Source organism: Agarivorans sp. Z349TD_8, assembly GCF_050870825.2.
GTDB lineage: Bacteria > Pseudomonadota > Gammaproteobacteria > Enterobacterales > Celerinatantimonadaceae > Agarivorans.
In genome coordinates, this window is the sequence record NZ_CP194037.2 from 1,629,020 (window position 1) to 1,649,975 (window position 20,956).

The 20,956-nt window shown below is 43.4% G+C and carries 18 protein-coding genes and 5 tRNA genes; 13 read left to right on the forward strand and 10 right to left on the reverse strand.

The genetic code is table 11. The features are described from left to right. Positions 1 to 113 precede the first annotated feature (113 nt). Complete coding sequence (locus ACRRS1_RS07365) at positions 114 to 1,778, reverse strand: putative transporter (protein ID WP_432453805.1); 1,665 nt, start codon at positions 1,776 to 1,778, stop codon at positions 114 to 116. Between the two features lie 518 nt (positions 1,779 to 2,296). Here ACRRS1_RS07365 and ACRRS1_RS07370 point away from each other — a divergent pair. The 9 genes from ACRRS1_RS07370 to clpX all read left to right on the forward strand — a co-directional run bounded on the left by ACRRS1_RS07370 (position 2,297) and on the right by clpX (position 7,708). Beyond that, positions 2,297 to 2,373, forward strand: a tRNA-Pro gene (locus tag ACRRS1_RS07370). A gap of 46 nt (positions 2,374 to 2,419) precedes the next feature. Continuing rightward, positions 2,420 to 2,496 (forward strand) — tRNA-Arg (locus ACRRS1_RS07375). A 33-nt stretch (positions 2,497 to 2,529) separates the two neighbouring features. After that, positions 2,530 to 2,605, forward strand: a tRNA-His gene (locus ACRRS1_RS07380). Between the two features lie 43 nt (positions 2,606 to 2,648). Next, a tRNA-Leu gene (locus ACRRS1_RS07385) sits at positions 2,649 to 2,733 on the forward strand. Positions 2,734 to 2,777: 44 nt separating this feature from the next. Next, positions 2,778 to 2,854, forward strand: a tRNA-Pro gene (locus ACRRS1_RS07390). Between the two features lie 413 nt (positions 2,855 to 3,267). Continuing rightward, positions 3,268 to 3,915 carry a thiopurine S-methyltransferase gene (locus ACRRS1_RS07395; RefSeq protein WP_439036010.1) on the forward strand — a complete coding sequence of 216 codons (648 nt, stop codon included), beginning with the start codon at positions 3,268 to 3,270 and terminating at the stop codon, positions 3,913 to 3,915. A gap of 386 nt (positions 3,916 to 4,301) precedes the next feature. Then, entirely contained in the window at positions 4,302 to 5,603 is a 1,302-nt protein-coding gene (tig, locus tag ACRRS1_RS07400; RefSeq protein ID WP_432453803.1) for a trigger factor, read from the forward strand. An 89-nt stretch (positions 5,604 to 5,692) separates the two neighbouring features. Continuing rightward, positions 5,693 to 6,316 (forward strand): ATP-dependent Clp endopeptidase proteolytic subunit ClpP, encoded by a 624-nt coding sequence (gene clpP / locus ACRRS1_RS07405; RefSeq protein ID WP_432453802.1) that lies wholly within the window; start codon positions 5,693 to 5,695, stop codon positions 6,314 to 6,316. Positions 6,317 to 6,430: 114 nt separating this feature from the next. Then, positions 6,431 to 7,708 carry an ATP-dependent protease ATP-binding subunit ClpX gene (clpX, locus tag ACRRS1_RS07410; RefSeq protein ID WP_432453801.1) on the forward strand — a complete coding sequence of 426 codons (1,278 nt, stop codon included), beginning with the start codon at positions 6,431 to 6,433 and terminating at the stop codon, positions 7,706 to 7,708. Positions 7,709 to 7,764: 56 nt separating this feature from the next. Here clpX and ACRRS1_RS07415 read toward each other — a convergent pair whose 3' ends face one another. Genes ACRRS1_RS07415 through ACRRS1_RS07445 form a run of 7 tightly spaced genes read right to left on the reverse strand, consistent with a single transcriptional unit; the run spans position 7,765 to position 14,175 of the window. After that, a complete protein-coding gene (locus tag ACRRS1_RS07415) occupies positions 7,765 to 8,388 on the reverse strand; it encodes a DUF938 domain-containing protein (RefSeq protein WP_432468079.1) in 624 nt (207 codons plus the stop codon). After that, positions 8,378 to 8,743, reverse strand: coding sequence for a Na+/H+ antiporter subunit G (locus ACRRS1_RS07420; protein ID WP_432462875.1), 366 nt, complete (start codon positions 8,741 to 8,743; stop codon positions 8,378 to 8,380). Before ACRRS1_RS07420 ends, ACRRS1_RS07415 begins: the two co-directional genes overlap by 11 nt. A gap of 9 nt (positions 8,744 to 8,752) precedes the next feature. Continuing rightward, positions 8,753 to 9,022 (reverse strand): K+/H+ antiporter subunit F, encoded by a 270-nt coding sequence (locus ACRRS1_RS07425; protein ID WP_432453798.1) that lies wholly within the window; start codon positions 9,020 to 9,022, stop codon positions 8,753 to 8,755. Next, positions 9,016 to 9,516 (reverse strand): Na+/H+ antiporter subunit E, encoded by a 501-nt coding sequence (locus tag ACRRS1_RS07430; protein WP_432453797.1) that lies wholly within the window; start codon positions 9,514 to 9,516, stop codon positions 9,016 to 9,018. The genes ACRRS1_RS07425 and ACRRS1_RS07430 overlap by 7 nt, the downstream gene beginning before the upstream one ends. After that, positions 9,516 to 11,027, reverse strand: coding sequence for a monovalent cation/H+ antiporter subunit D (locus ACRRS1_RS07435; RefSeq protein WP_432459021.1), 1,512 nt, complete (start codon positions 11,025 to 11,027; stop codon positions 9,516 to 9,518). Before ACRRS1_RS07435 ends, ACRRS1_RS07430 begins: the two co-directional genes overlap by 1 nt. Next, positions 11,027 to 11,380, reverse strand: coding sequence for a Na+/H+ antiporter subunit C (locus ACRRS1_RS07440; RefSeq protein ID WP_432453795.1), 354 nt, complete (start codon positions 11,378 to 11,380; stop codon positions 11,027 to 11,029). Before ACRRS1_RS07440 ends, ACRRS1_RS07435 begins: the two co-directional genes overlap by 1 nt. Further along, positions 11,380 to 14,175, reverse strand: coding sequence for a monovalent cation/H+ antiporter subunit A (locus ACRRS1_RS07445; RefSeq protein WP_432453794.1), 2,796 nt, complete (start codon positions 14,173 to 14,175; stop codon positions 11,380 to 11,382). Before ACRRS1_RS07445 ends, ACRRS1_RS07440 begins: the two co-directional genes overlap by 1 nt. A gap of 199 nt (positions 14,176 to 14,374) precedes the next feature. On the opposite strand from ACRRS1_RS07445, the gene ACRRS1_RS07450 reads away from it, so the two are divergent. Both ACRRS1_RS07450 and ACRRS1_RS07455 read left to right on the forward strand, forming a co-directional pair. Then, the gene (locus ACRRS1_RS07450; RefSeq protein ID WP_432459022.1) at positions 14,375 to 14,788 is read left to right on the forward strand and encodes a DUF5329 family protein; all 414 of its coding nucleotides are present in this window, start codon (positions 14,375 to 14,377) and stop codon (positions 14,786 to 14,788) included. A 503-nt stretch (positions 14,789 to 15,291) separates the two neighbouring features. Next, the gene (locus ACRRS1_RS07455; RefSeq protein WP_432453791.1) at positions 15,292 to 16,122 is read left to right on the forward strand and encodes a substrate-binding periplasmic protein; all 831 of its coding nucleotides are present in this window, start codon (positions 15,292 to 15,294) and stop codon (positions 16,120 to 16,122) included. Between the two features lie 61 nt (positions 16,123 to 16,183). Here ACRRS1_RS07455 and ACRRS1_RS07460 read toward each other — a convergent pair whose 3' ends face one another. Together ACRRS1_RS07460 and ACRRS1_RS07465 are read right to left on the reverse strand one after the other, a co-directional pair. Further along, on the reverse strand, positions 16,184 to 16,534 hold the full coding sequence (locus tag ACRRS1_RS07460) for a HopJ type III effector protein (RefSeq protein ID WP_432453790.1): 351 nt from the start codon (positions 16,532 to 16,534) through the stop codon (positions 16,184 to 16,186). 184 nt (positions 16,535 to 16,718) lie between these two features. Continuing rightward, positions 16,719 to 17,803 (reverse strand): IS3 family transposase gene (locus ACRRS1_RS07465; protein WP_432462919.1). Its coding sequence is split into 2 segments (ribosomal slippage): positions 16,719 to 17,554 and positions 17,554 to 17,803, totalling 1,086 coding nucleotides; the frame shifts between segments, so codons are not numbered across the junction. A 649-nt stretch (positions 17,804 to 18,452) separates the two neighbouring features. Between ACRRS1_RS07465 and ACRRS1_RS07470 the strand changes: the two genes are divergently transcribed. Together ACRRS1_RS07470 and ACRRS1_RS07475 are read left to right on the forward strand one after the other, a co-directional pair. Beyond that, positions 18,453 to 19,529, forward strand: coding sequence for a zinc-binding dehydrogenase (locus tag ACRRS1_RS07470; RefSeq protein WP_432453789.1), 1,077 nt, complete (start codon positions 18,453 to 18,455; stop codon positions 19,527 to 19,529). Between the two features lie 39 nt (positions 19,530 to 19,568). Then, positions 19,569 to 20,954 (forward strand): MFS transporter, encoded by a 1,386-nt coding sequence (locus ACRRS1_RS07475; protein ID WP_432462877.1) that lies wholly within the window; start codon positions 19,569 to 19,571, stop codon positions 20,952 to 20,954. Positions 20,955 to 20,956 lie beyond the last annotated feature (2 nt).

Here is a 20,956-nt window from a genome sequence, read left to right on the forward strand (position 1 = left end):
AATGTCAGTGTTTTTTAAGCTAAACGTGGGGCGAGGCTCAATGCCGGAGGCTTTTGTAATTGAATTGGCAACTTAGCCAGTGTGAAAGCTGGCCAAGTTACGCTATGGAAAGCTTAGGCTGCAACCCAGAGTAATACAGCGATGATTTGGGGCGATAAGATCCGTAAACACATCACTAAGGGGTAGACGGTGGCATAGGCTAAGGCTGAGGCGCCCGAAGTACTATGAATTGAGTTCGCAAAAGCGAGTGCTGGTGGATCGGTCATAGAGCCAGCCATTAAGCCACATAAGCTTAAATAATTGAGCTTTACCAGATAGCGCCCAATCAGGCCAATGGTTAGTAGCGGAATTAAAGTGATAAAGGCACCATAAAACATCCAAGTGAGGCCGTCACCATCGAGTAGGGTTTCAATGAAGTTAGCGCCAGAGTTAATACCAACTACGGCTAAAAATAATACAATGCCAATTTCTCTTAGAGCTAAATTTGCACTGGGAGGCATGAACCAATATAGGCGCCCAATACTGCCGATCCGCGCTAGAATTATTGCCACAATGAGCGGACCACCAGCTAGACCTAGTTTTAATGGTGCGGGGAGGCTAGGGATTGCTAATGGCAATGATCCTAGCAACACCCCTAAGCCGATGCCAATGAAAATGGGTAACATTTGTACTTGCTGTAGTTTACTGCGCAGATTTCCTAAACTCGTGGCGACCTTATCGACATCTTCTGAAGGGCCGACAATATTAAGAATATCGCCAAATTGTAAGATAGAATCTTTGTTGGCCACCAGTTCGACACCTGCGCGATGCAGGCGCGAAACCACCACATTAAAATTATTCTTAAAGTCGAGTTCACTAAGCTTTTTACCCAGAAGGCGTTCTTCTGTCACCACGACTCGTTCACTGCGTAACAATGTGCCCTTGGTCGATAATGACTCGTTAATTTCTTCACCGATAATGATTGTTGCTTGTTCTAATTGTGTTCGATTTGGTCCGACGAGATGTAAGTAGTCACCTTTATGCATCAACATATCAGGGCTAGGGACTTTCAATTCGCCATTACTTTTTACCCGGGAACAGATGAGTTCGTCGCCGATTAATTTATTGAGTTGGGAGAAAGCCAAACCATCAAGGTTTGGATTTTGGATGATGACGTTGATGTCTTGTAAGCTTTTCTTCTTCTTGCCTTTGGCGTTATCAAAACGTTCCGCTTCGTTATCTACATTAATTCGAAATACCAAGCGGATGATCGACATCGATAACAGGATCCCCAAAATGCCAAAGGGATAAGCCATTGCATAACCTAAACCGAGCTGAGTGGTTTGCTGGTCGTTCATCCCCAATTCTTGCAAAATTTGCTGACCAGCCGCTAGCGATGGCGTATTGGTGACGGCACCACTATAAATGCCTAGAAAAACATTGAGTGGTAAGTTGAAAATAAAGTGCAGGGATACCGCGGTTATCCCTCCAATGAGCACAATTCCTGCTGCGAGCAAATTGAGTTTTAAGCCGCTTGCTTTTAATGAAGCAAAGAAGCCGGGGCCAACTTGGATACCAATAGTGTAAACAAAAAGAATTAGACCAAATTCTTTAATAAAGTGCAGCGCATGGGGGTCTAAGTGCCAACCAAACTGATTGACGAAATGGCCGACAAATAGCCCACCGAATAAAACACCGCCGATGCCCAAGCCTATACCGCGTATTTTTAGGCCTCCAAACCAGAGACCAATCACGGCAACTGCTGATAAAAGCAAGATGGATAATGCTACTTCGCTCATGTGATTCCTTTCATGCAGTCGTGATAAAATTGTTAACATAACGATAAAAGGCTACAACTTTAATTTGTCACTTCTTTTGACTTGGATTAATAAATCACTATGACATGAAACACTTAGCTTAAAAGTGTCTTTCGCTTCACAGTTTGTACAGGCGGAGAAGTAATCTTTGTGCCTACCTGTGAAAAAATAGCCTATTTAAGCAGCGGTATATTGCCGAATAGCAACCATTTTGGTTATGCTATAACCAAACGGTAAATATCTCCAAAAAACTGTTTGACGCTGACCATTCAAGTGGGTAGTATTCGCCTCCGTTGAAGGCACAAACAGTGTTGGAATCGAATCGATGATTAGCGCAGCTTGGTAGCGCATCATCGCGAAGCTCGTTAAGAGTGGGACCAGAGGATTAGTTCTCTATAATATCAAGGTAATCGGTGATTAGCGCAGCTTGGTAGCGTATCGTCGCGAAGCTCGTTAAGAGTGGGGCCAGAGGGTTAGATTCTCTATAATATCAAGGTAATCGGTGATTAGCGCAGCTTGGTAGCGCATCTGGTTTGGGACCAGAGGGTCGGGAGTTCGAATCTCTCATCACCGACCAAATTTTAAAACCTAGTTAGATGACTCGGTTTATTGACGCTAAAGATGCGCCCTTAGCTCATCTGGATAGAGCAACGGCCTTCTAAGCCGTAGGTAGTAGGTTCGAGTCCTACAGGGTGCGCCAATATAGATGCTTTAATTAGCATAAAAGTTTGTGGTGGGTATAGCTCAGTTGGTAGAGCCCCGGATTGTGATTCCGGTTGTCGTGGGTTCAAACCCCATTACTCACCCCATTTATTCGACAACATTACCACAGTGGTGTTGCGAAATAGTTTTGCGGAAGTGGCGGAATTGGTAGACGCGCTAGATTTAGGTTCTAGTATCGCAAGGTGTGAGAGTTCAAGTCTCTCCTTCCGCACCATTATTGGTGTCAGCGTGGGTAACGCTTAAAATTTACCAGAAATTCGGTGATTAGCGCAGCTTGGTAGCGCATCTGGTTTGGGACCAGAGGGTCGGGAGTTCGAATCTCTCATCACCGACCACTACATAAAGCCTCGTCGTAATGACGAGGCTTTTTTGTTTTTGAATTCAGGACCTCCAATTTAATCGCTATTTCATAGCAATCATCAGTGTTTAAAAAGTGTTGTATTGAACGACTGGTTACCGAGCCTACTGGTAAATTGAAGATGATGCTGTTGCTGTTGTTTTAAGTATATATTGGCGAAGGACTTGGAATAGCAGAAAGTGTAATGACATAATTAAAGCTTGCTAGTTGGATGACATTAGCCCAACCTGATTCAGAGTCTCGTCTGTCAAAATCAGTATTAGCATGTGAGCTCTTTGCAGTTAAACCAATAATATATAAGGGCTTACATGACTCGTTTCTTTTATTCTATGTTATGCGTGCGAGTGGGAACTGAGACCACACTTGTTTAGTTCAGACAACCATTTATGGTTGAAACTCTGGAAAAACAAAAACAAAAACGTTCAATTCCATCAATGGCAGGTCAATTCTTTCTTGACTAGGTTTTGGCCCGATTATCCTGAACCTGAGTTGTTGCGAGTCTTTGTGCCTTGTTGCGGAAAAAGTTTAGACATGTTGTGGCTAGCTCAGCGTGGTCATCAGGTGGTGGGGGTTGAATTGAGTCCTATCGCGGTTAAAGCTTTCTTCAAACAACATCAATTGCGCCCCGAGATTAAAAATATCGGCGACTTTAGCCTTTGGCAGTGTAATAATATTAGTATTTTTTGCGGCGACTTCTTTAAGCTGACAAAAGCCTTGTTAGGGGAAGTCCATATGGTATTTGATAAGGCTGCGTTAACCGCTTTATCTTCGCCTATACGAAAGCGCTATGCATCGTATATGACAACACTAATCCCTCATCAAGCGGATATATTTTTGCTCACTATTGAAGATTTTTCCAGTCGGCTTGAGCGAGAACAGGCTGCTGATATCGACCAAGAGCTGCCACTTATTTTTAAAGACTATTCGATTCGTTTGCAACATGTAGAAGATGAAACTGGAAAAGATGTACCTGCCAATGGTCTTGCTCAGGCTAAGCTTTATCGATTAAAACATCCGCTCTTTAGTATCGACCCCTGATATCGTTCTTTTTAAGTCATTATAATGGGTGAATTTTGCTATGGCCAGCTTGTGAGCATGGAACCTTATGCGTTTACTTTGGGAATATCCGCCCGATTTTTTAGTATCTTTAGGTTTGTTTTCAGCATCACTCGTCGAAATTAGATGGATGCTTTTCATTGCATAAATTGGCTTAAGAGGTGCGCGGCTGCAAATATTTAGTGGATATCAAGGATAATATAGCGATCAGTCTCGACCTAAGCCTAAACCACCGCTATAATGCGGCGTTTTGAAATTATGGGTCCTTATTATTGAGGACAACGGCCTCGCCACTGCGGGCCGCTATCAACCCATTGTTTACGTAAGTAAATTGTCAGCAGGGTGCTGACTATAGCCGAGGTAATAAAATGCAGGTTTCAGTAGAAACAACTCAGGGCTTGGAGCGTCGTGTTACGATTTCGATTGACGCTGCACAAATCGAACAACAAATTGAGCAAGCGCTTCAAGAAGAATCACGTCGCGCACGTATCGATGGTTTCCGCCCTGGTAAAGTGCCAGTGAGTGTCATCAAAAAACGCTACGGTGCAGCCGTACGTCAAGATGTAACTGGTCAAGCAATGCAGCGTTCATTCTACGAAGCTATCATTCAAGAGAAACTAAACCCAGCTGGAGCGCCAGCTCTTCAACCTGGTGAGACGACTGATGGTGAGTTTAGCTTCACTGCTACTTTTGAAATTTTCCCAGAAGTTGAAGTTAAAGGCTTAGACGCAATCGAAGTTGAGAAGAAAGTTGCACAAGTTAACGATAAAGACGTTGATGCAATGATCGATACTTTGCGTAAGCAACAAGCTGCTTGGAAAGAAACCAAGGGCATGATTAAAAATGAGTTTCGTGTAAACCTAGACTTTTTAGGTAAGATCGACGGTGAAGAGTTCGAAGGCGGCAAAGCAGAAGCTTTTGATCTTGAAATGGGCGCAGGCCGTATGATTCCTGGTTTTGAAGATGGTGTTTTAGGTAAGAAAGTTGGTGACGAGTTTGTTATCGAAGTTAACTTCCCTGAAGATTACCATGCAGAACAACTGAAAGGAAAAGCTGCAACTTTCGATATTAAAGTAAATAAAGTTGAAAAACCTGAACTTGCGGAAGTCAACGAAGAATTTGTTAAGTTGTTCGGGATCGAGTCTGGTGAACTGGATGCGTTAAAAGCTGAGATCCGTAAGAACATGGAGCGCGAGCTAGAGCAAACGCTTAAAACGGGTGTGAAAGAGCAAGTTATTTCTGGTTTGTTAGAGCAAAACCCAATTGAAGTGCCTGCTGCACTGGTTTCTCAAGAAGTAGAGCAATTACGTAAGCAAGCCATGCAACGTTTTGGTGAAAATGCACAAAATGCGCCAGAGCTTCCGGATGAGTTGTTCACAGAGCAAGCACAACGCCGAGTGAGTACTGGTCTGTTATTAGGTGAGTTAATTAAGGTTAACGAACTGAAAGCTGATGATGAAAAAGTGAAAGCACATATCGCTTCTTTTGCCTCTGCGTACGAAGATCCAACAGAGGTTTTAGAGTACTATGCTAAGAACGAAGAGTTAATGAACAACATTCGTAATGTAGTATTAGAAGAGCAAGCGATTGAATTTGTACTTGAACAAGCTAAAGTAACTGAAAATGAAGTCGCTTTTGATGAAATCATGAACAAACAAGGTGCAAACTAAGTTCTAATTTGACTTAAGCACCTTTATCTCGCATATAATGGCTCGTATGTACTACATACGAGCCATTTTTTTAAAGGAAGAGCGCATCAATGTCTAAAGAAGTTAATCAGTCTGCATTCGACCCCATGGCAGCTTTGGTGCCAATGGTTATTGAGCAAACCTCTAAAGGGGAGCGTTCTTATGATATCTATTCTCGCTTATTAAAAGATCGCGTGATCTTTTTAACTGGCCAAGTAGAAGATCACATGGCCAATTTAGTGGTTGCACAGTTGTTGTTCCTCGAGTCAGAAAGTCCAGAAAAAGATATTTTCATTTATATTAATTCACCTGGTGGTTCTATTAGTGCAGGTATGGCCATCTACGATACCATGCAGTTTATTAAGCCTAACATTAGTACCGTGTGTATGGGGATGGCAGCCAGCATGGGAGCATTTTTGTTGGCTGGAGGGGCCAAAGGTAAGCGTTATTGTTTACCGAATGCTAAGGTGATGATCCACCAACCTCTTGGTGGTTATCAAGGTCAGGCCTCGGATATTGAAATTCATGCAAATGAGATCATCAAAACAAAACGTCGTATGAATGAGTTGTTGGCCGAGCATACTGGGCAAAGTTTTGATACTATCGCTGCAGACACCGATCGCGATAACTATATGACAGCAGAACAAGCCAAAGAATATGGTATCGTCGACGATATCTTTGCGCGTCGTGAATAGGCTATAGTCAATTCTCGGTCTGTTTAGATAAGAACATAGTGAAAATAGCATTCTCAGCAGTTTGATTTACACTGTAATTAAGGGCTGAACTGCTAAATAGTTTGAGGTTAGCGAATGACAGATAAGCGCAAAGGTGATGGAGATAGTAGTAAACTACTGTATTGCTCCTTCTGCGGTAAAAGCCAGCATGAAGTGAGAAAGCTGATTGCCGGGCCTTCCGTTTATATTTGTGACGAATGTGTTGAATTATGTAATGACATTATTCGAGAAGAAATAAAAGAGATATCGCCGAAGAAAGAGGGTGATTCACTACCGGTTCCTAAGGAAATTAGAGCTCATCTTGACGACTATGTAATTGGTCAAGACCATGCGAAAAAAGTACTGGCGGTGGCGGTATATAATCACTACAAACGTTTACGTAATGGTGATGTCGCAGACGGTATTGAGCTTGGTAAAAGCAACATCTTGCTGATTGGTCCAACTGGTAGTGGTAAAACATTATTAGCGGAAACTTTGGCTCGTTTGTTGGATGTACCATTTACGATGGCTGACGCAACCACCTTAACCGAAGCCGGTTATGTTGGGGAAGATGTTGAAAATATTATCCAAAAATTGCTGCAAAAATGTGATTACGACGTTGAAAAAGCGCAACGTGGGATAGTGTACATTGATGAAATTGATAAGATTTCACGTAAGTCGGATAACCCATCAATTACTCGTGATGTATCAGGTGAAGGTGTACAACAAGCCTTGCTTAAGTTGATCGAAGGCACTGTTGCTTCGGTTCCTCCGCAAGGTGGCCGAAAACATCCACAACAAGAGTTTTTGCAGGTAGACACCTCTAAGATTTTGTTTATTTGTGGTGGTGCGTTTGCTGGCTTAGATAAGGTGATTGAACAACGTGCTTCAACGGGTACCGGAATTGGTTTTGGAGCTGAAGTTAAAGGCGAAGCCGATAAACGCTCATTAAGTGAAACCTTCTCTAAAGTTGAGCCTGAAGATTTAGTCAAGTATGGTCTTATCCCCGAGTTTATTGGTCGTTTACCTGTGGTAGCTACCTTGACAGAGCTCGATCAAGAGGCTTTGATTCAGATCTTAAGCGAACCGAAGAATGCACTGACTAAACAGTATGGTGCTTTGTTTAAGTTGGAAGATGTTGAGCTGGAGTTTCGCGAAGACGCGTTACGAGCTATCGCTAATAAAGCGATGGAACGTAAAACAGGGGCTCGTGGCCTGCGCTCCATTGTTGAAGCCGTATTGCTGAATACTATGTATGATTTACCTTCGATTGATAATATCTCTAAGGTAGTGATTGATCAAACGGTGATCCAAGGTGAAAGCGATCCGATTTTAATCTACAGCAATGAAGATAAAGCAGCTAGCGCCGATTAATTCTGTGAGTCAACTTAAAATCTAAAAGCCAATCTTATGATTGGCTTTTTTTATGCCTAAATTGGTTGGTGATTAGTTTTTTTTTGCCAAATGAGTAGTAGGTTATGGCTAGGCATTTCAATTTTTTGTCGCAAAGTCATCGCAACGGTACTTGCCCACTGTTGCAGTTGCTCTAAGTCTCTCAAGCCTCCATAGCCCGCTTGTAGTAATTGGCGATCAAATGCTCGGTTGCTTTCGCTAGAATACTCTGCTGCTTGTTTAAAAGGACCATAATGAAAAAAATGGCCCTGTTCGGGGAGGTATTGCCCGATGGCCAGATACATAGTTTTAACTACACGTTCTGTCATAATATGCGCAGTATTGGCTGTGTATACCGCATCCACGTCGCAGGGCCAAGAGTCTTCGCCAACTTGATAGCTTAGTGGCTTGGGTTGTTGAGTGAGTTGCATATGTTGCCGCCAGTAGTTAATGGCAGCAAGGTTAGGTTGTAGATCCGAGCACTGCCATATCAGGTGAGGACAGGCCGCAGCAAAGTGGGCTGCATGTTGGCCAGTACCAGACCCAATCTCTAGTATTGAATGATGGTGCTTGAGCCATGGTAATAGTTGCGCCAATATGGCTTGTTTGTTGTTCTCTGCCGCTTGGCTAAAAAAAGTCGCTGGATGTTGTTTACGGTTCATTGGGATGCTTATGTAAATAGGCTTGTTTGGCTAAGTTCTGCTTTTGAGTATTGTTTTTCATCGCAACTTTGTAATGCAAACCTGTTTTCGCGAGCATATGCGCGGCTACGGGTGCGGTGATTAATAAGAACATAGAAATTAACAGTTCTTTAAAACTTGGGTAGCCCTGCTCAATCCAAAAGAATAATAACGAAGCGAGTAGAATACAGCCGACACCTAGTGTACTTGCTTTGGTGGGGGCATGTAAGCGAGTAAAAAAATCAGGAAATTTGGCTAAACCAATTGAGCCGATTAACATAACGATCGCGCCCAATAGCACCAGTAAACTAATAATCATTTCTAGAAATATAGTCATATCTATGTCCTATTCGATAATATCGCCGCGCAGCAGATATTTGCAAAATGCTGAAGTACTCACGAAACCGAGGAGTGCGATGAGTAATGCTCCCTCATAATAGCTGGCAGAGCCTTGATATAGGCCGAGTAACACAATCAGCGCAATACTATTGATATACATGGTATCCACAGCGATGATCCGATCAGGTGTGGATGGGCCAATAATCAGGCGCCACGCATTGAGTGCTAAGGCACAGCAAATTAAGCCACTAGCAATTAAGATGGCGTAAGCTAACATTCAAAAATCTCCTTCAACGGGGCTTCATAACGTTGTTTAATTAATTTAATTAGTTGCTGCTCGTCTTCCAGATGCAATACGTGTACGTAGAGCCACTGCCTATCCTCGGATAACTCTAGACTCACTGTGCCAGGGGTTAGCGAAACACTGTTTGCTAAAATAGTGAGTGGTAAAGGTTCACGTAGTGAGAGAGGGATTGCGACAAAAGCAGGCTGCAATTGATGGTTACTTTGAACAATACGTTTTGCAACATCATAATTTGAGACGATGATGTCACCAATCAAACGTAGTATATAAAGCAATACTTTAAATGGTTTTTTGGAGACGGGCTCCTTTTCACTTAAAGGCGCAACGACCCAAGGAATCACAATCGCGAATACTGCTCCGAGTACCATGTGCCCACGACTAAAATCATGTAAAATTTGCCACACCAGCCATAGCAAAACACTGTGATAGGGGGTGGGGAACCAAAGGAATTGATGCTTGTTATTCATTATTTGGCGACCTCATTGAGTTGTTCAAGGCTTAAACCTGCATTGAGTTGCTCGGCAGCAAGTTTGGTATAATCCGTCACCGCGCTCCCAAAAATGACCATCAAGGGAAGTAGTCCGACTAACAAGGCAATGGCGAGGTATTGTAAAGGGTGGCCTGGTAAAGCTGTCGAGTTCTCGCCATTGGTTCGCCAAAATAGCGAGGTGCCGGCTCGTGATAAGGCGATTAGCGTAACTAGTCCGGCGATCAACATCAGCGGCCATACCCACAGCATTTGGTTTGTGCTACTTGCTGCTTGTAATATCAATGCTTTTCCGACAAACCCAGAGAGCGGCGGCATGCCAATCAGGGCTATGGCTAACAGGACAAAGATAAGGCCTAGCTTAGCAGATTGAGGCATTGCGCGAGCGCTCACAAAGCGATCTTCGGCTTTGCCTCGTTGTTGTTGAATCAGTCCTGCTAGGAGAAACATTGCGGCCCCTGCGAGGGTACTATGAAGTAAGTAGTAAATTCCTGCGGTGCTCGCTTGTACACTGTTTAAGGCGATAGTGACTAATAAAGTTCCGACAGATAGGATCACCAGGTTACTGCTTAGCACACGTAAGCTTTGGCTGGCTAATACGGCTATCGCTCCAATCGCAATGGTGCTTAAGGCGATCGGCCATAACCAAGGTAAGGCAATGTTGGCCAATTCGCCGGCTTGATTGCCAAACATCACACCGTGGATACGCCAAATACTGTAGATCCCCACTTTAGTCATAATGGCAAATAGTGCTGCCACTGGTGCGCTGGTGTTGGCATAAGCCTTCGGCAACCAAAAGTGCAGCGGTAGCATCGCCGCTTTTAGGCCAAATACAGCTAATAGTAACAGTGCGCCTGCTTTAGTTATGAGTAGTTGATTGGCGGATAATTGGGATAGTTTGTCTGCCATATCTGCAAGATTAAGCGTACCTAAGGTGCCATATAGGGTGCCTAAAGCAAATAAAAATAAAGACGAGCCAATTAAGTTTAAAAATACATAGTGAATGTTTGCCTGAGTACGCTGTTTGCCACCACCGTGAATCATTAGCGAATAGGATGCGATCAATAATATTTCAAAAAACACGAATAAGTTGAAGGCATCTCCGGTGAGAAAAGCACCGTTGATCCCCATCAGCTGAAACATGATTAGTGCATGAAAAAAAGCGCCGTTTCTATCTTCACCGGCACTGGCATAAAGTACCACCGCAAGGCCTAACACGGCACTTAGGCTGACTAACAATACCGAGAAGGCATCGGCGACTAATACAATCCCAAAGGGGGCAGACCAATCACCCAAGGCATAAACCTGAATGCCTTGGGTTTGTATTTTGCTTAACAAACAAATTGCGACTACGACCAGTAACAGGTTTGCAGCGATGGAAATCAAACGTTGTTTAGCTAAGGAGTTATTTAGGCCCGGAAATAGCAATATCACGCCAATCGTGAAGGGCAGTAATACCGGGAAAATAACGAGGTGATCAAATAGGCTCATTACGCTTTTTCCTCTGGGGCGAGTGGATCTACAGGTTCGGTTCCATCGACATGGTCATTGCCTAAATCGGCGCGTCCCCGCATGGCTAAAATGACCGCAAATGCGGTCATCGCAAAACCGATCACAATTGCGGTTAAGACCAAGGCTTGTGGCAGTGGGTCAGCATAGTGAGTGCTCCCATTTAATACTGCTGGTGCGCCAATGGTTAAGCCGCCGCTGGCGAAGAGGAATAGGTTGACGGCGTAAGAGAGCAGGGTTAAGCCAATTACCAGAGTGAATGTGTGGCCGCGTAACATTAAGAAGATACCACAAGCGCTAATAAAGCCGACACAAACGGCATAGATAGTTTCCATTATCGTTCTCCTACCGTAAGTCGTTCTTTGGTGGTGTGTTTGCCAAGGTTAGCCAAAATCATCAGTGTGGCACCAATCACGGTGAGATAAACACCGAGGTCAAAAATCATCGCGCTGGTGAGTTCAAATTTGCCTATCCAAGGTAATGATACATAGTCAAACCAAGAGGTTAAGAAAGGGCGACCAAATAACCAGCTACCAAAGCCAGTGAGAGCGGCGATACTTAAACCGGCAGCAATCAGGAGATGGTAGTTTAAACTGACCCGTTTACTGATCCAATTTACACCGTGTGCAAGATATTGCTGAATGAGGGCTATTGAAGTAATTAAACCTGCGATGAACCCACCACCGGGTAGGTTGTGTCCACGCATAAAAATATAAGCGGAAATCAGTAAAAACAGCGGTAGCAAACTTTGTGATACCACCGAGAGCAGCAGCGGGTAGCGGTCACTGGCCCAAGCACGACCTTGGTAGTCTTTGCTACGCATCGAGAGTCGCATTCGCGCGATGAGTTTATAGATCCCTAAGGCCGCAATGCCTAATACGGTAATTTCACCGAAGGTATCAAAGCCGCGGAAATCGACCAAAATAACGTTCACCACGTTGGTTCCGCCTCCTCCTATTTTTGCATTATCAAGGAAGAATTGAGAGATGCTATCCAGAGGGTGGGTCATTAGAGCAAAGCAAATACTACCAATCACACAACCGAGTAATGAGGCCAGTATTAGGTCGCGAACAAAGTGACTCGGACGGTTTTTGCTGGTAGGGGTTTGTTGTGGGAAAAAATATAAACCTAGCAGAAGTAAAATAACGGTGACGATCTCTACCGACAATTGAGTGAGGGCTAAGTCGGGAGCGGAGAAATAAGCGAAGGTAATTGACACCACCAAACCGACCAAAGACAACATTAATAGGGCAATTAAGCGTAAGTGACTCCATATCACCGTGGCCAAAGAGCCAGCTATTAGTAGCACGGCGGCAATAATGAATGAGCCATTTAGCGGGTATTCAGCTTGTCCACCGCGAGTGGTCTCTAATTCAAGCAGCGGTGGGCCGATGAGTAACAGGGCAAAAAAGCATAAACAAAAAGCATACCGTTGTAACGAGCCGGACTCCAATACTCGGTTAAGCCGTTGTGCCCAATGAACGCAAGACTGAATCATGCCTTCAAATACGGCTTTAGCATCGATTTCTGGAAATAGTCCGTCAAAGCGAAACAAAGGCTTGCGGTTCAGATAAATCGATACGCCGCCAACAATTGCTAAGCCACTCATCAATAATGGCAGATTGAAGCCATGCCAAATCGCTAAGCTAAACGTAGGCAGCGGATGCTGCAAGACTGCAAACGAGGCACTGTTGAGTAGTTTTTCGATGGTGTAACCGGGGAAAATCCCAACTAATAGGCATAGCGCCACTAATACTTCTACTGGCACTCGCATATAGCGTGGCGGTTCGTGAGGTGTTTTACTTAACCCTTTCGGCTCACCATTAAAAAATACGTCATGAATGAAGCGTAATGAATAGGCGACAGCGAAGGCTCCGCCAATTGTCGCAAGCACCGGAATTAACCAAGAAAGCGAGCCCAAAATACTTTGATCGAGGGTCTCGGTAAAAAACATTTCTTTGGATAAAAAACCGTTGAGTAAAGGTACTCCAGCCATTGAAGCTGATGCAACCATCGCTAGGGTGGCGGTAATCGGCATATATTTCCATAAGCCATTGAGTTTTCGCATGTCTCGGGAGCCGGATTCATGGTCAATAATGCCGGCGGCCATAAACAACGACGCTTTAAAAATAGCATGGTTGATAATATGAAATACAGCTGCAATTGCCGCCAGTTCAGTGTTGAGTCCCAGCAATAATACAATCAAACCGAGGTGGCTAATGGTCGAGTAGGCGAGTAAACCTTTTAAATCGTGTTTAAATAATGCGGTATATGCCCCCAGTAACAGGGTGAATAGCCCCGTTAGTGATACCACTGCAAACCATACTTCGGTGCCAGCTAACACCGGATAAAAACGTGCTAATAAGAAGATACCAGCTTTAACCATGGTTGCTGAATGCAAATAAGCACTCACAGGTGTTGGCGCGGCCATGGCGTGAGGTAACCAAAAATGAAAGGGGAATTGTGCTGACTTGGTAAATGCACCGAGTAAAAATAACAGTAAAATGGTTAGGTAATAAGGGTGTTGTTGTACTAGTTCGGCGCTGTTTAAAACCACTTCTAGCTCGTAGCTACCTACGACTTGGCCAAGTAAGATAATGCCTGCTAATAGGGCTAATCCGCCCGCGCCAGTCACGGTCAACGCCATACGAGCGCCTTTTCGAGCATCACTATTATGCGACCAAAAACCAATCAGTAGGAATGAACTAATGCTGGTTAGCTCCCAAAAAAACCATAGCTGCAGCATATTATTGGACATCACAATACCGAGCATGGCGCTCATGAACATGATCAAATAGCTATAAAAGCGGCCAATGCTATCTTTTTCTGACAAGTAATAACGTGCGTATAGGATGACCAATAAGCCAATCCCCAGAATCAATAGGCTAAATAACACCGCGAGGCCGTCTAGACGAAAGGACAGTGACAAACCAAGCTGAGGGATCCAAGCAATGCTCTGGGTGAATAAATGTTCCGCGTATACTGCGGGTAAATCGAGTAAAATCAGGGTTAAGGCTAAAGCGGGTAATAGCGCGGTGGCAAGTGCACAAGCACTTCGGTTAAGTCTTGCGCTGAGTAGGGGAACAAAAATTCCCAAGATGGGCAAAAACGGTACCCAGAAATAGTGCATTAGCTGGTGGCTCCATTGGCTAGGTGTTAGATATTTATGACAAAATCATAGACACTATTGATTAGAATATCCACGCTTAGTTGTGTAGGGGGCAGATATACTCAAGGGTTTTAGTGAAAGTTGATGTTTTAATCATCACTCGGTCATGAGTCATATGAAAAAGACGAAACCAGTGACAGGCATAGCGTAGGGAGGGGGAGTGAAGCAACATTTCCATCGCATATGGTACATCAGTATTGTTATTGTCAGCGGTTTGATTTTGTCTGTCAGAGCATCTGAATTGAAAGCTTGGGACTATCAACGTGCGCGTATCGAAGGCTTATTTGAGGCAATGGATCGAACCCATTTAGTGTTCATTCGTAATGGTACGGTGCATGACTCGCAACAAGCTGTCGCTCATTTAAGAATGAAACTAGATCGTGCTCAAAACAGTTGGTTTGCTCCAAATAAAGAGCAATGGACCGCGGAAATGTTTATCGACAAATTGGCTAGCAGGTCTTCATTCAGTGGTCAGCCCTATTTGATTCGATTTGTCGACGGGCAACAAGTGGAAGCTGGCATTTGGCTGTATCAACAACTTGCGATTTATGACGATCACAACAAAAGCAATTAAATTCAAGTTCTTACATGTAGTCGCTCAGACCAGGTCTGAGCGACTACATGTTATCTCTCCTTTGACGCAGCGAATTCAAAATGGCTACTGCATCGCTACATATTTGTTGTAGCACTGCTGCACTCTCATACACAATATCGACTGTGGTTATACCAATCTAACTCATTAACTGTTCATTCTTGTTGGCCTAAATCATCGCTAACTGCGTGTTGTATCTTGTCACTAGAACCTCTCGCTATTGCAGGTTATCGGCAGATTTATTCTGCGCCATAAGTTGATCGTATAATTAATTAGATTGGTATTCGTTCGCATTCACCTGGGATGCTTTAATGAGTCGGTACGATTTGCGAACGTTCAATGTCATCAGTCTTTCATTTGAAAGTTTTCTATTCTTTTCATCTGGTTATATTATGTTGAGTTCATTAATAACTATTTGCTCAGTGCTTAACTTAGATCCAAACTTTGTTTAAATCTCAAAATATTTTCTTAAAGCAAGGCGTGCCATGCAGATTGCTCATTTATTAAAACTTTATCTGTTTTTCGGTTTGATGTTTGGCACCCTTGTCTCTCCCACATCGGCGAGTCAGGATTTCTCTTCTTGCTCTCAGTTGGTGGTCACTGGAAATGCCGAATATCCCCCGATCTTATGGCGATCTCATGATCGAAAATTGCATGGCATCGCTATCGAGCTATTAGAGTTGGCGCTAATTGATACCGGGATCAAAGTTGTCGCTCGTGATCGAGGTGTATGGGGGCGAGCATTGAAAGAAGCTGAACATGGTAGTGTCGATATGATTGCGGGAGCTTTTAAAACCAATGCGCGTGTAAAATATTTGGATTACATTGAACCCCAATTTACCGATGTATTAAGTATGGTGTGGGTGAAGAAAGGTCACGATTTTCCTTTTCATCGTTGGCAAGATTTATTGGGTAAGCGTGGTGGTACCTTAGCTAATAATAGCTTTGGTCAAGCTTTCGACCAATATGCAAAATCTCATCTAAGCCTTTATGCTAGCGGCAGCGCAGAGCGTTCCTTTGAGATGTTAATGGCTGAACGGTTTGATTATTTCTTGTACGAGTTATACCAAGGTTTAGCCCTGTTGGAGTTGGCTGGGTTAAAGCAACAGGTGAGCGCGTTGCCAAGCCCGATCTCGGTAGAACCTCTGTATTTTGCTTTTTCTAAAAAATCCGCATGCAATACTCCGCGTTTAAAGCTACATTTGCAGCAGCATCTGAGTCAGCTGAGTGAGTTTAAGATCTTCGAACGTTTGTTTGATAAACATCTGCAATTGTGGCTCTCAGAACAATCGCAAAACAAACTGGCACTTTATTGAGCTTAAGCTCTGTTACCTTATGCTTACAGAGGGCTGTATGCATAAGGCTATTCTTGCGCCGTTATTTCTCACTCAGCGCAGCTTGCGAAAACACGATCCCAGACCAACCATTGGTCATAAATTGACGAATGTTTTGGTGATCGTTGCCATCGGGTGTATTCAGTACATCTTGATAGTACTCACCAAAAAGTGCCAAGCTTTGTTGCTCATCTAAACCTTGCTGTTTGGCAAAGGCAAAAATCTTACATGAACCAGAGTTTTCCCCGGCCGCATTATGTTGTTGACCATTGCTAAAAGCGCTTGGCGTAAAATCGTAAAGCGTGTCTATCAGCGTCATGCTGTCTGCAAAACGAATACTGTGTGGTGCTTGCGTGAGTTTGCTTATAAATTGGCCGAGTACTGGCTTCGTCATCTGTTATAACTTCCTATGATTGCTTGATTTAGGCTTTAGAGGGTCAAATGGTATTCACCTTAGAGGCTATCGTCACTAGGGTCAATGGGAAGACGTATTATGGATTACTGTCCTCTAAAATGTTTTTTTTGCGCCCTGTTTAAAGGGTAATCCTCCCATTATTAACCGCATTTATTCGTAGAATTCATGCTGCCGTTTTTAGTGGTGGGAACCCTCCATTTGCAAGGTGTGGTCGTTGATGATTGTAGAACCATAACCATTGGGTCGCCCGATCTTGAACCTCTTCAAGTGTGTCAAACAAATACTTACTCACTAAGCCAAACCTCATAGTACGGTTGAACCTTTCTATATACGCGTTTTGTTGTGGGTTCCCTGGCTGAATATAATCGATTCGAATGTCGTGGTTGTTGGCCCATTTAATAAACGCATGGCTAATGAACTCAGGACCATTGTCGCAGCGGATCGCAACAGGTTTGGTTCGTTGTTCGATGAGCTGCTCTAAGATCCGAGTGACTCGTACTGTGGGCATTGAAAAATCAGGTTCTGACGCCAGACCTTCACGTTTGTAATCATCTATCACATTGAATAAACGGTACTTCCGGCCATCAGATAGCTGATCATGCATAAAGTCCACGGACCAAACTTGGTTTGTTTTAATCGGCTCTTTAAGAGGCTCTGGCGTATGGCGATTCAGGCGTCGTTTTGGCCTAATACGTAAGTTTAGAGCCAATTCGCAGTAGATCCGATAAACCCGCTTATGGTTCCATGTATACCCTTTAACGTTCCGCAAATGGTGAAAACACAGGCCAAAGCCCCAGTCAGAGCAGTCTTCACTGTTGCACAGCGTTACTAACTCTTGAGCTATCAACTCATTCTCAGGTTGAAGCTTCGATTTATAGCGATAGCAGGTCTCGCTGATCCCAAACCAATAGCATGCACTTTTAATGCTGATGTGATAGTTCGCCACCGAACGCTGAGCCATCAATCGACGCTCACAGGGCTTCACCACTTTTTTGCCATCGCCTCTGAGATCACCTCTGCTTTAAGGCGTTCTTCCGCATACATCTTTTTAAGCCGTCGATTTTCATCTTCGAGTTCTTTCATCCGCGCCATAAGGGATGCGTCCATACCACCGTATTTCGAACGCCACTTGTAAAAGGTTGCGTTGCTCATTCCATGCTCACGACAGAGCTCAGGAACAGGTGTACCAGCCTCAGCCTGCTTGAGAATAGATAAGATCTGACTGTCCGTGTAACGTGACTTTTTCATGTTGAATCTCCTGTATTTACTATACGAGAAAATTCTACTTTTGCATGGGATTAATTTTCGGGGGGATTACCAAAGGGGCGACAGTGTAATGTAGTTTTTTACTTAAGAGCGCGATGACAGCTTTGAAAGTTGTCACCAAAGATTGATTTAAGCTAAAAGTAACAGCGAAAATGCACGTCTTCGCGCGTCGCTAACGCCTTCGTTACCACTTCAAGCTATTTTCCTTTGTTTCCAAGAATTTGCTATGCAACGAGTATCCAACACAAGCTCCATTGAGCCCGGGCTGACTCGATAACGAGTGAATGGTTCGCCGTGTTAGGACATTTTATGAAACTTCACTAACAAATAAACAATACACCGTTTAGTTGTTAGTGAAGTTGAAAGTGGCAGTGAACAGCTGATTTTCCTTTGTATAACCGAATCTTATGTCCGTTTCTTCGGTTCGCGGGTGTGTTGTCACTTCATTATTTTATCTCTAGAAAGTTGAAACACTGGTTCAATTCTTTTGTTCGGACATTATTTTGTGATCAAATCTGTGTTTTTGACACAAAATCTTTGTTTCAAAGGTGTTTGTGTTGACACAAAACGCGCCATATAGAAAGATTGCGCAAACAAAATAAAGATAAATCAACTAGAGAGAGGGTATTAAATGAAAGCATTAGCTCGTTTTGGTAAAAAATTCGGTGGTTATAAGATGATTGACGCACCAGTTCCAGTGTGTGGTCCTGATGATTTAATTGTTGAAATCAAAGCTGCAGCAATTTGCGGTGCTGATATGAAACATTACAAAGTTGATAGCGGTTCTGATGAGTTTAACTCAGTTCGTGGCCATGAATTTGCCGGTAAAATTGTTGAAGTTGGCAATAATGTTCAAGGTTGGGCGGTCGGTCAGCGAGTGGTATCCGATAACAGCGGACATGTATGTGGTGTTTGTCCTGCTTGTGAACAAGGTGATTTTCTGTGTTGTACAGAAAAAGTGAACTTGGGATTGGATAATAATAAATGGGGAGGAGGATTCTCAAAGTATTGTCTCGTCCCCGGAGAGATCCTCAACATTCATCGTCATGCGTTGTGGGAAATTCCTGAAGGGGTTGAATACGAAGAAGCATGTGTTCTTGACCCCATCTGTAATGCTTACAAGTCGATTGCTCAGCAGTCTAAGTTTTTGCCTGGGCAGGACATTGTGGTCATTGGAACTGGGCCATTAGGTTTATTTTCGGTTCAGATGGCTCGCATTATGGGGGCCGTTAATATCGTTGTTGTGGGACTTGAAGAAGACGCCGCCGTTCGCTTTGGGGTCGCGAAACAACTGGGTGCCACCGCTGTAGTAAATGCGTCGAGAGAGAATGTTGTCGAGCGCTGCCAGACCATATGTGGAAAAGATAATCTTGGTTTAGTGATTGAGTGCTCAGGTGCCAATATCGCCTTAAAACAATCCATTGAGATGCTACGGCCAAATGGTGAAGTGGTACGAGTCGGGATGGGTTTTGCGCCTTTAGATTTTTCCATTAATGACATTACGGCCTGGAACAAAAGCATCATTGGTCATATGGCTTATGACTCCACATCCTGGAGAAATGCTATCCGTTTGCTGGCTTCGGGGGCTATCCAAGTTAAACCAATGATTACTCATCGTATTGGCCTATCTGAGTGGGAAAAAGGGTTTGATGCGATGGTCGATAAAACCGCGATTAAAGTCATTATGACCTACGACTTTGATGAGTGACATAAGGCTAGTTTCTTTTAAATAGGAAGGAATAAACAAATGGAAAAAACGCTACCTCCCCATTGTGGGGCGAGATTAGACCGTCTACCGGATAGTCAATGGCATTTTAATATGTTTGCTATGGTCTCATTTGGATTACTTGTTTGTTGGAGCAATGCTGTTGGTGGGCTGATATTAGCGCATTTAAGGGAACTGGGTTGGACCGATAATAATTCTAGCGCAGTATTTTCTTCTATTACGACGGCAGGCATGTTCGCTGGCGCATTAATCGGCGGAATTATTGGTGACAGAATAGGAAGAAAGAAAAGCTTTTTGCTTTTTGAGGCGATTCATATTGTTTCTATGATCGTCGGTGCATGTGCATATAGCATGGATTTTCTTATCGCCTGTCGTTTTGTAATGGGTTTTGGCCTTGGTTCATTATTGGTCATGTTGTTTGCCGGATATACAGAGTATATGCCTGGTCGTAATCGAGGAACTTGGTCAAGCAGGGCCTCTTTTATAGGTAATTGGTCTTATCCGATTTGTTCGCTGATCGCCATGGGATTAACCCCATTACTGTCTGCTGAACTGAACTGGCGAGTACAATTATTAATCCCCGCTCTACTATCTATCGTTGCAACTTGGATTGCCTATAAAAAATTTCCAGAGTCTCCTCGTTGGCTAGAGTCCAAAGGTCGTTACGCTGAAGCAGAAGCAATCATGACGGATATTGAAGAAAAAGTGACGCTTCAAACTGGAAAACCTTTAGCTGAGCCAGAGATAAATACAGCGGTACAAAGCAAATCAAAAGAGTTGCCTTATTCAGCTTTATTAAAAGGTGCTTTATTGAAAAGGGTGATCTTAGGTTCCTTTGTACTTATCGCAATGAATGTTGTTCAGTATACGCTTATTAATTGGTTACCAACCATTTTCATGGAGCAAGGTATTAATTTAAAAGACTCTATTGTTTTAAATACCATGAGTATGTTTGGCGCTCCATTCGGAATTTTTATTGCGATGCTAGTCATGGATAAAATTTCAAGAAAAACGATGGGCGTTGGTTTGTTATTAATCATCGCAGCTCTTGGATACGCATATTCTCTGCAAACAAGTATGTTCATGATTACATTGTTTGGATTCTTTTTAATCACCTTTGTATATATGTACGTTTGTTACGCGTCAGCGGTATATGTTCCCGAGATTTGGCCTACGGAAGCAAAATTACGGGGCTCAGGACTAACAAATTCAGTTGGTCGTATTAGCGGAATTATTGCGCCCTATGCAGTTGCAACGTTACTCACAAATTATGGTGTCTCGAGTGTATTTATTTTACTAGGGTCCGTATCTGTGCTGGTTGCCATCGTCATTTCTATTATGGGCGTCGAAACTAAAGGGGAATCTGTCGAAAATATAGGTATGGATGCTGTTACCAGCGAATCATAAAT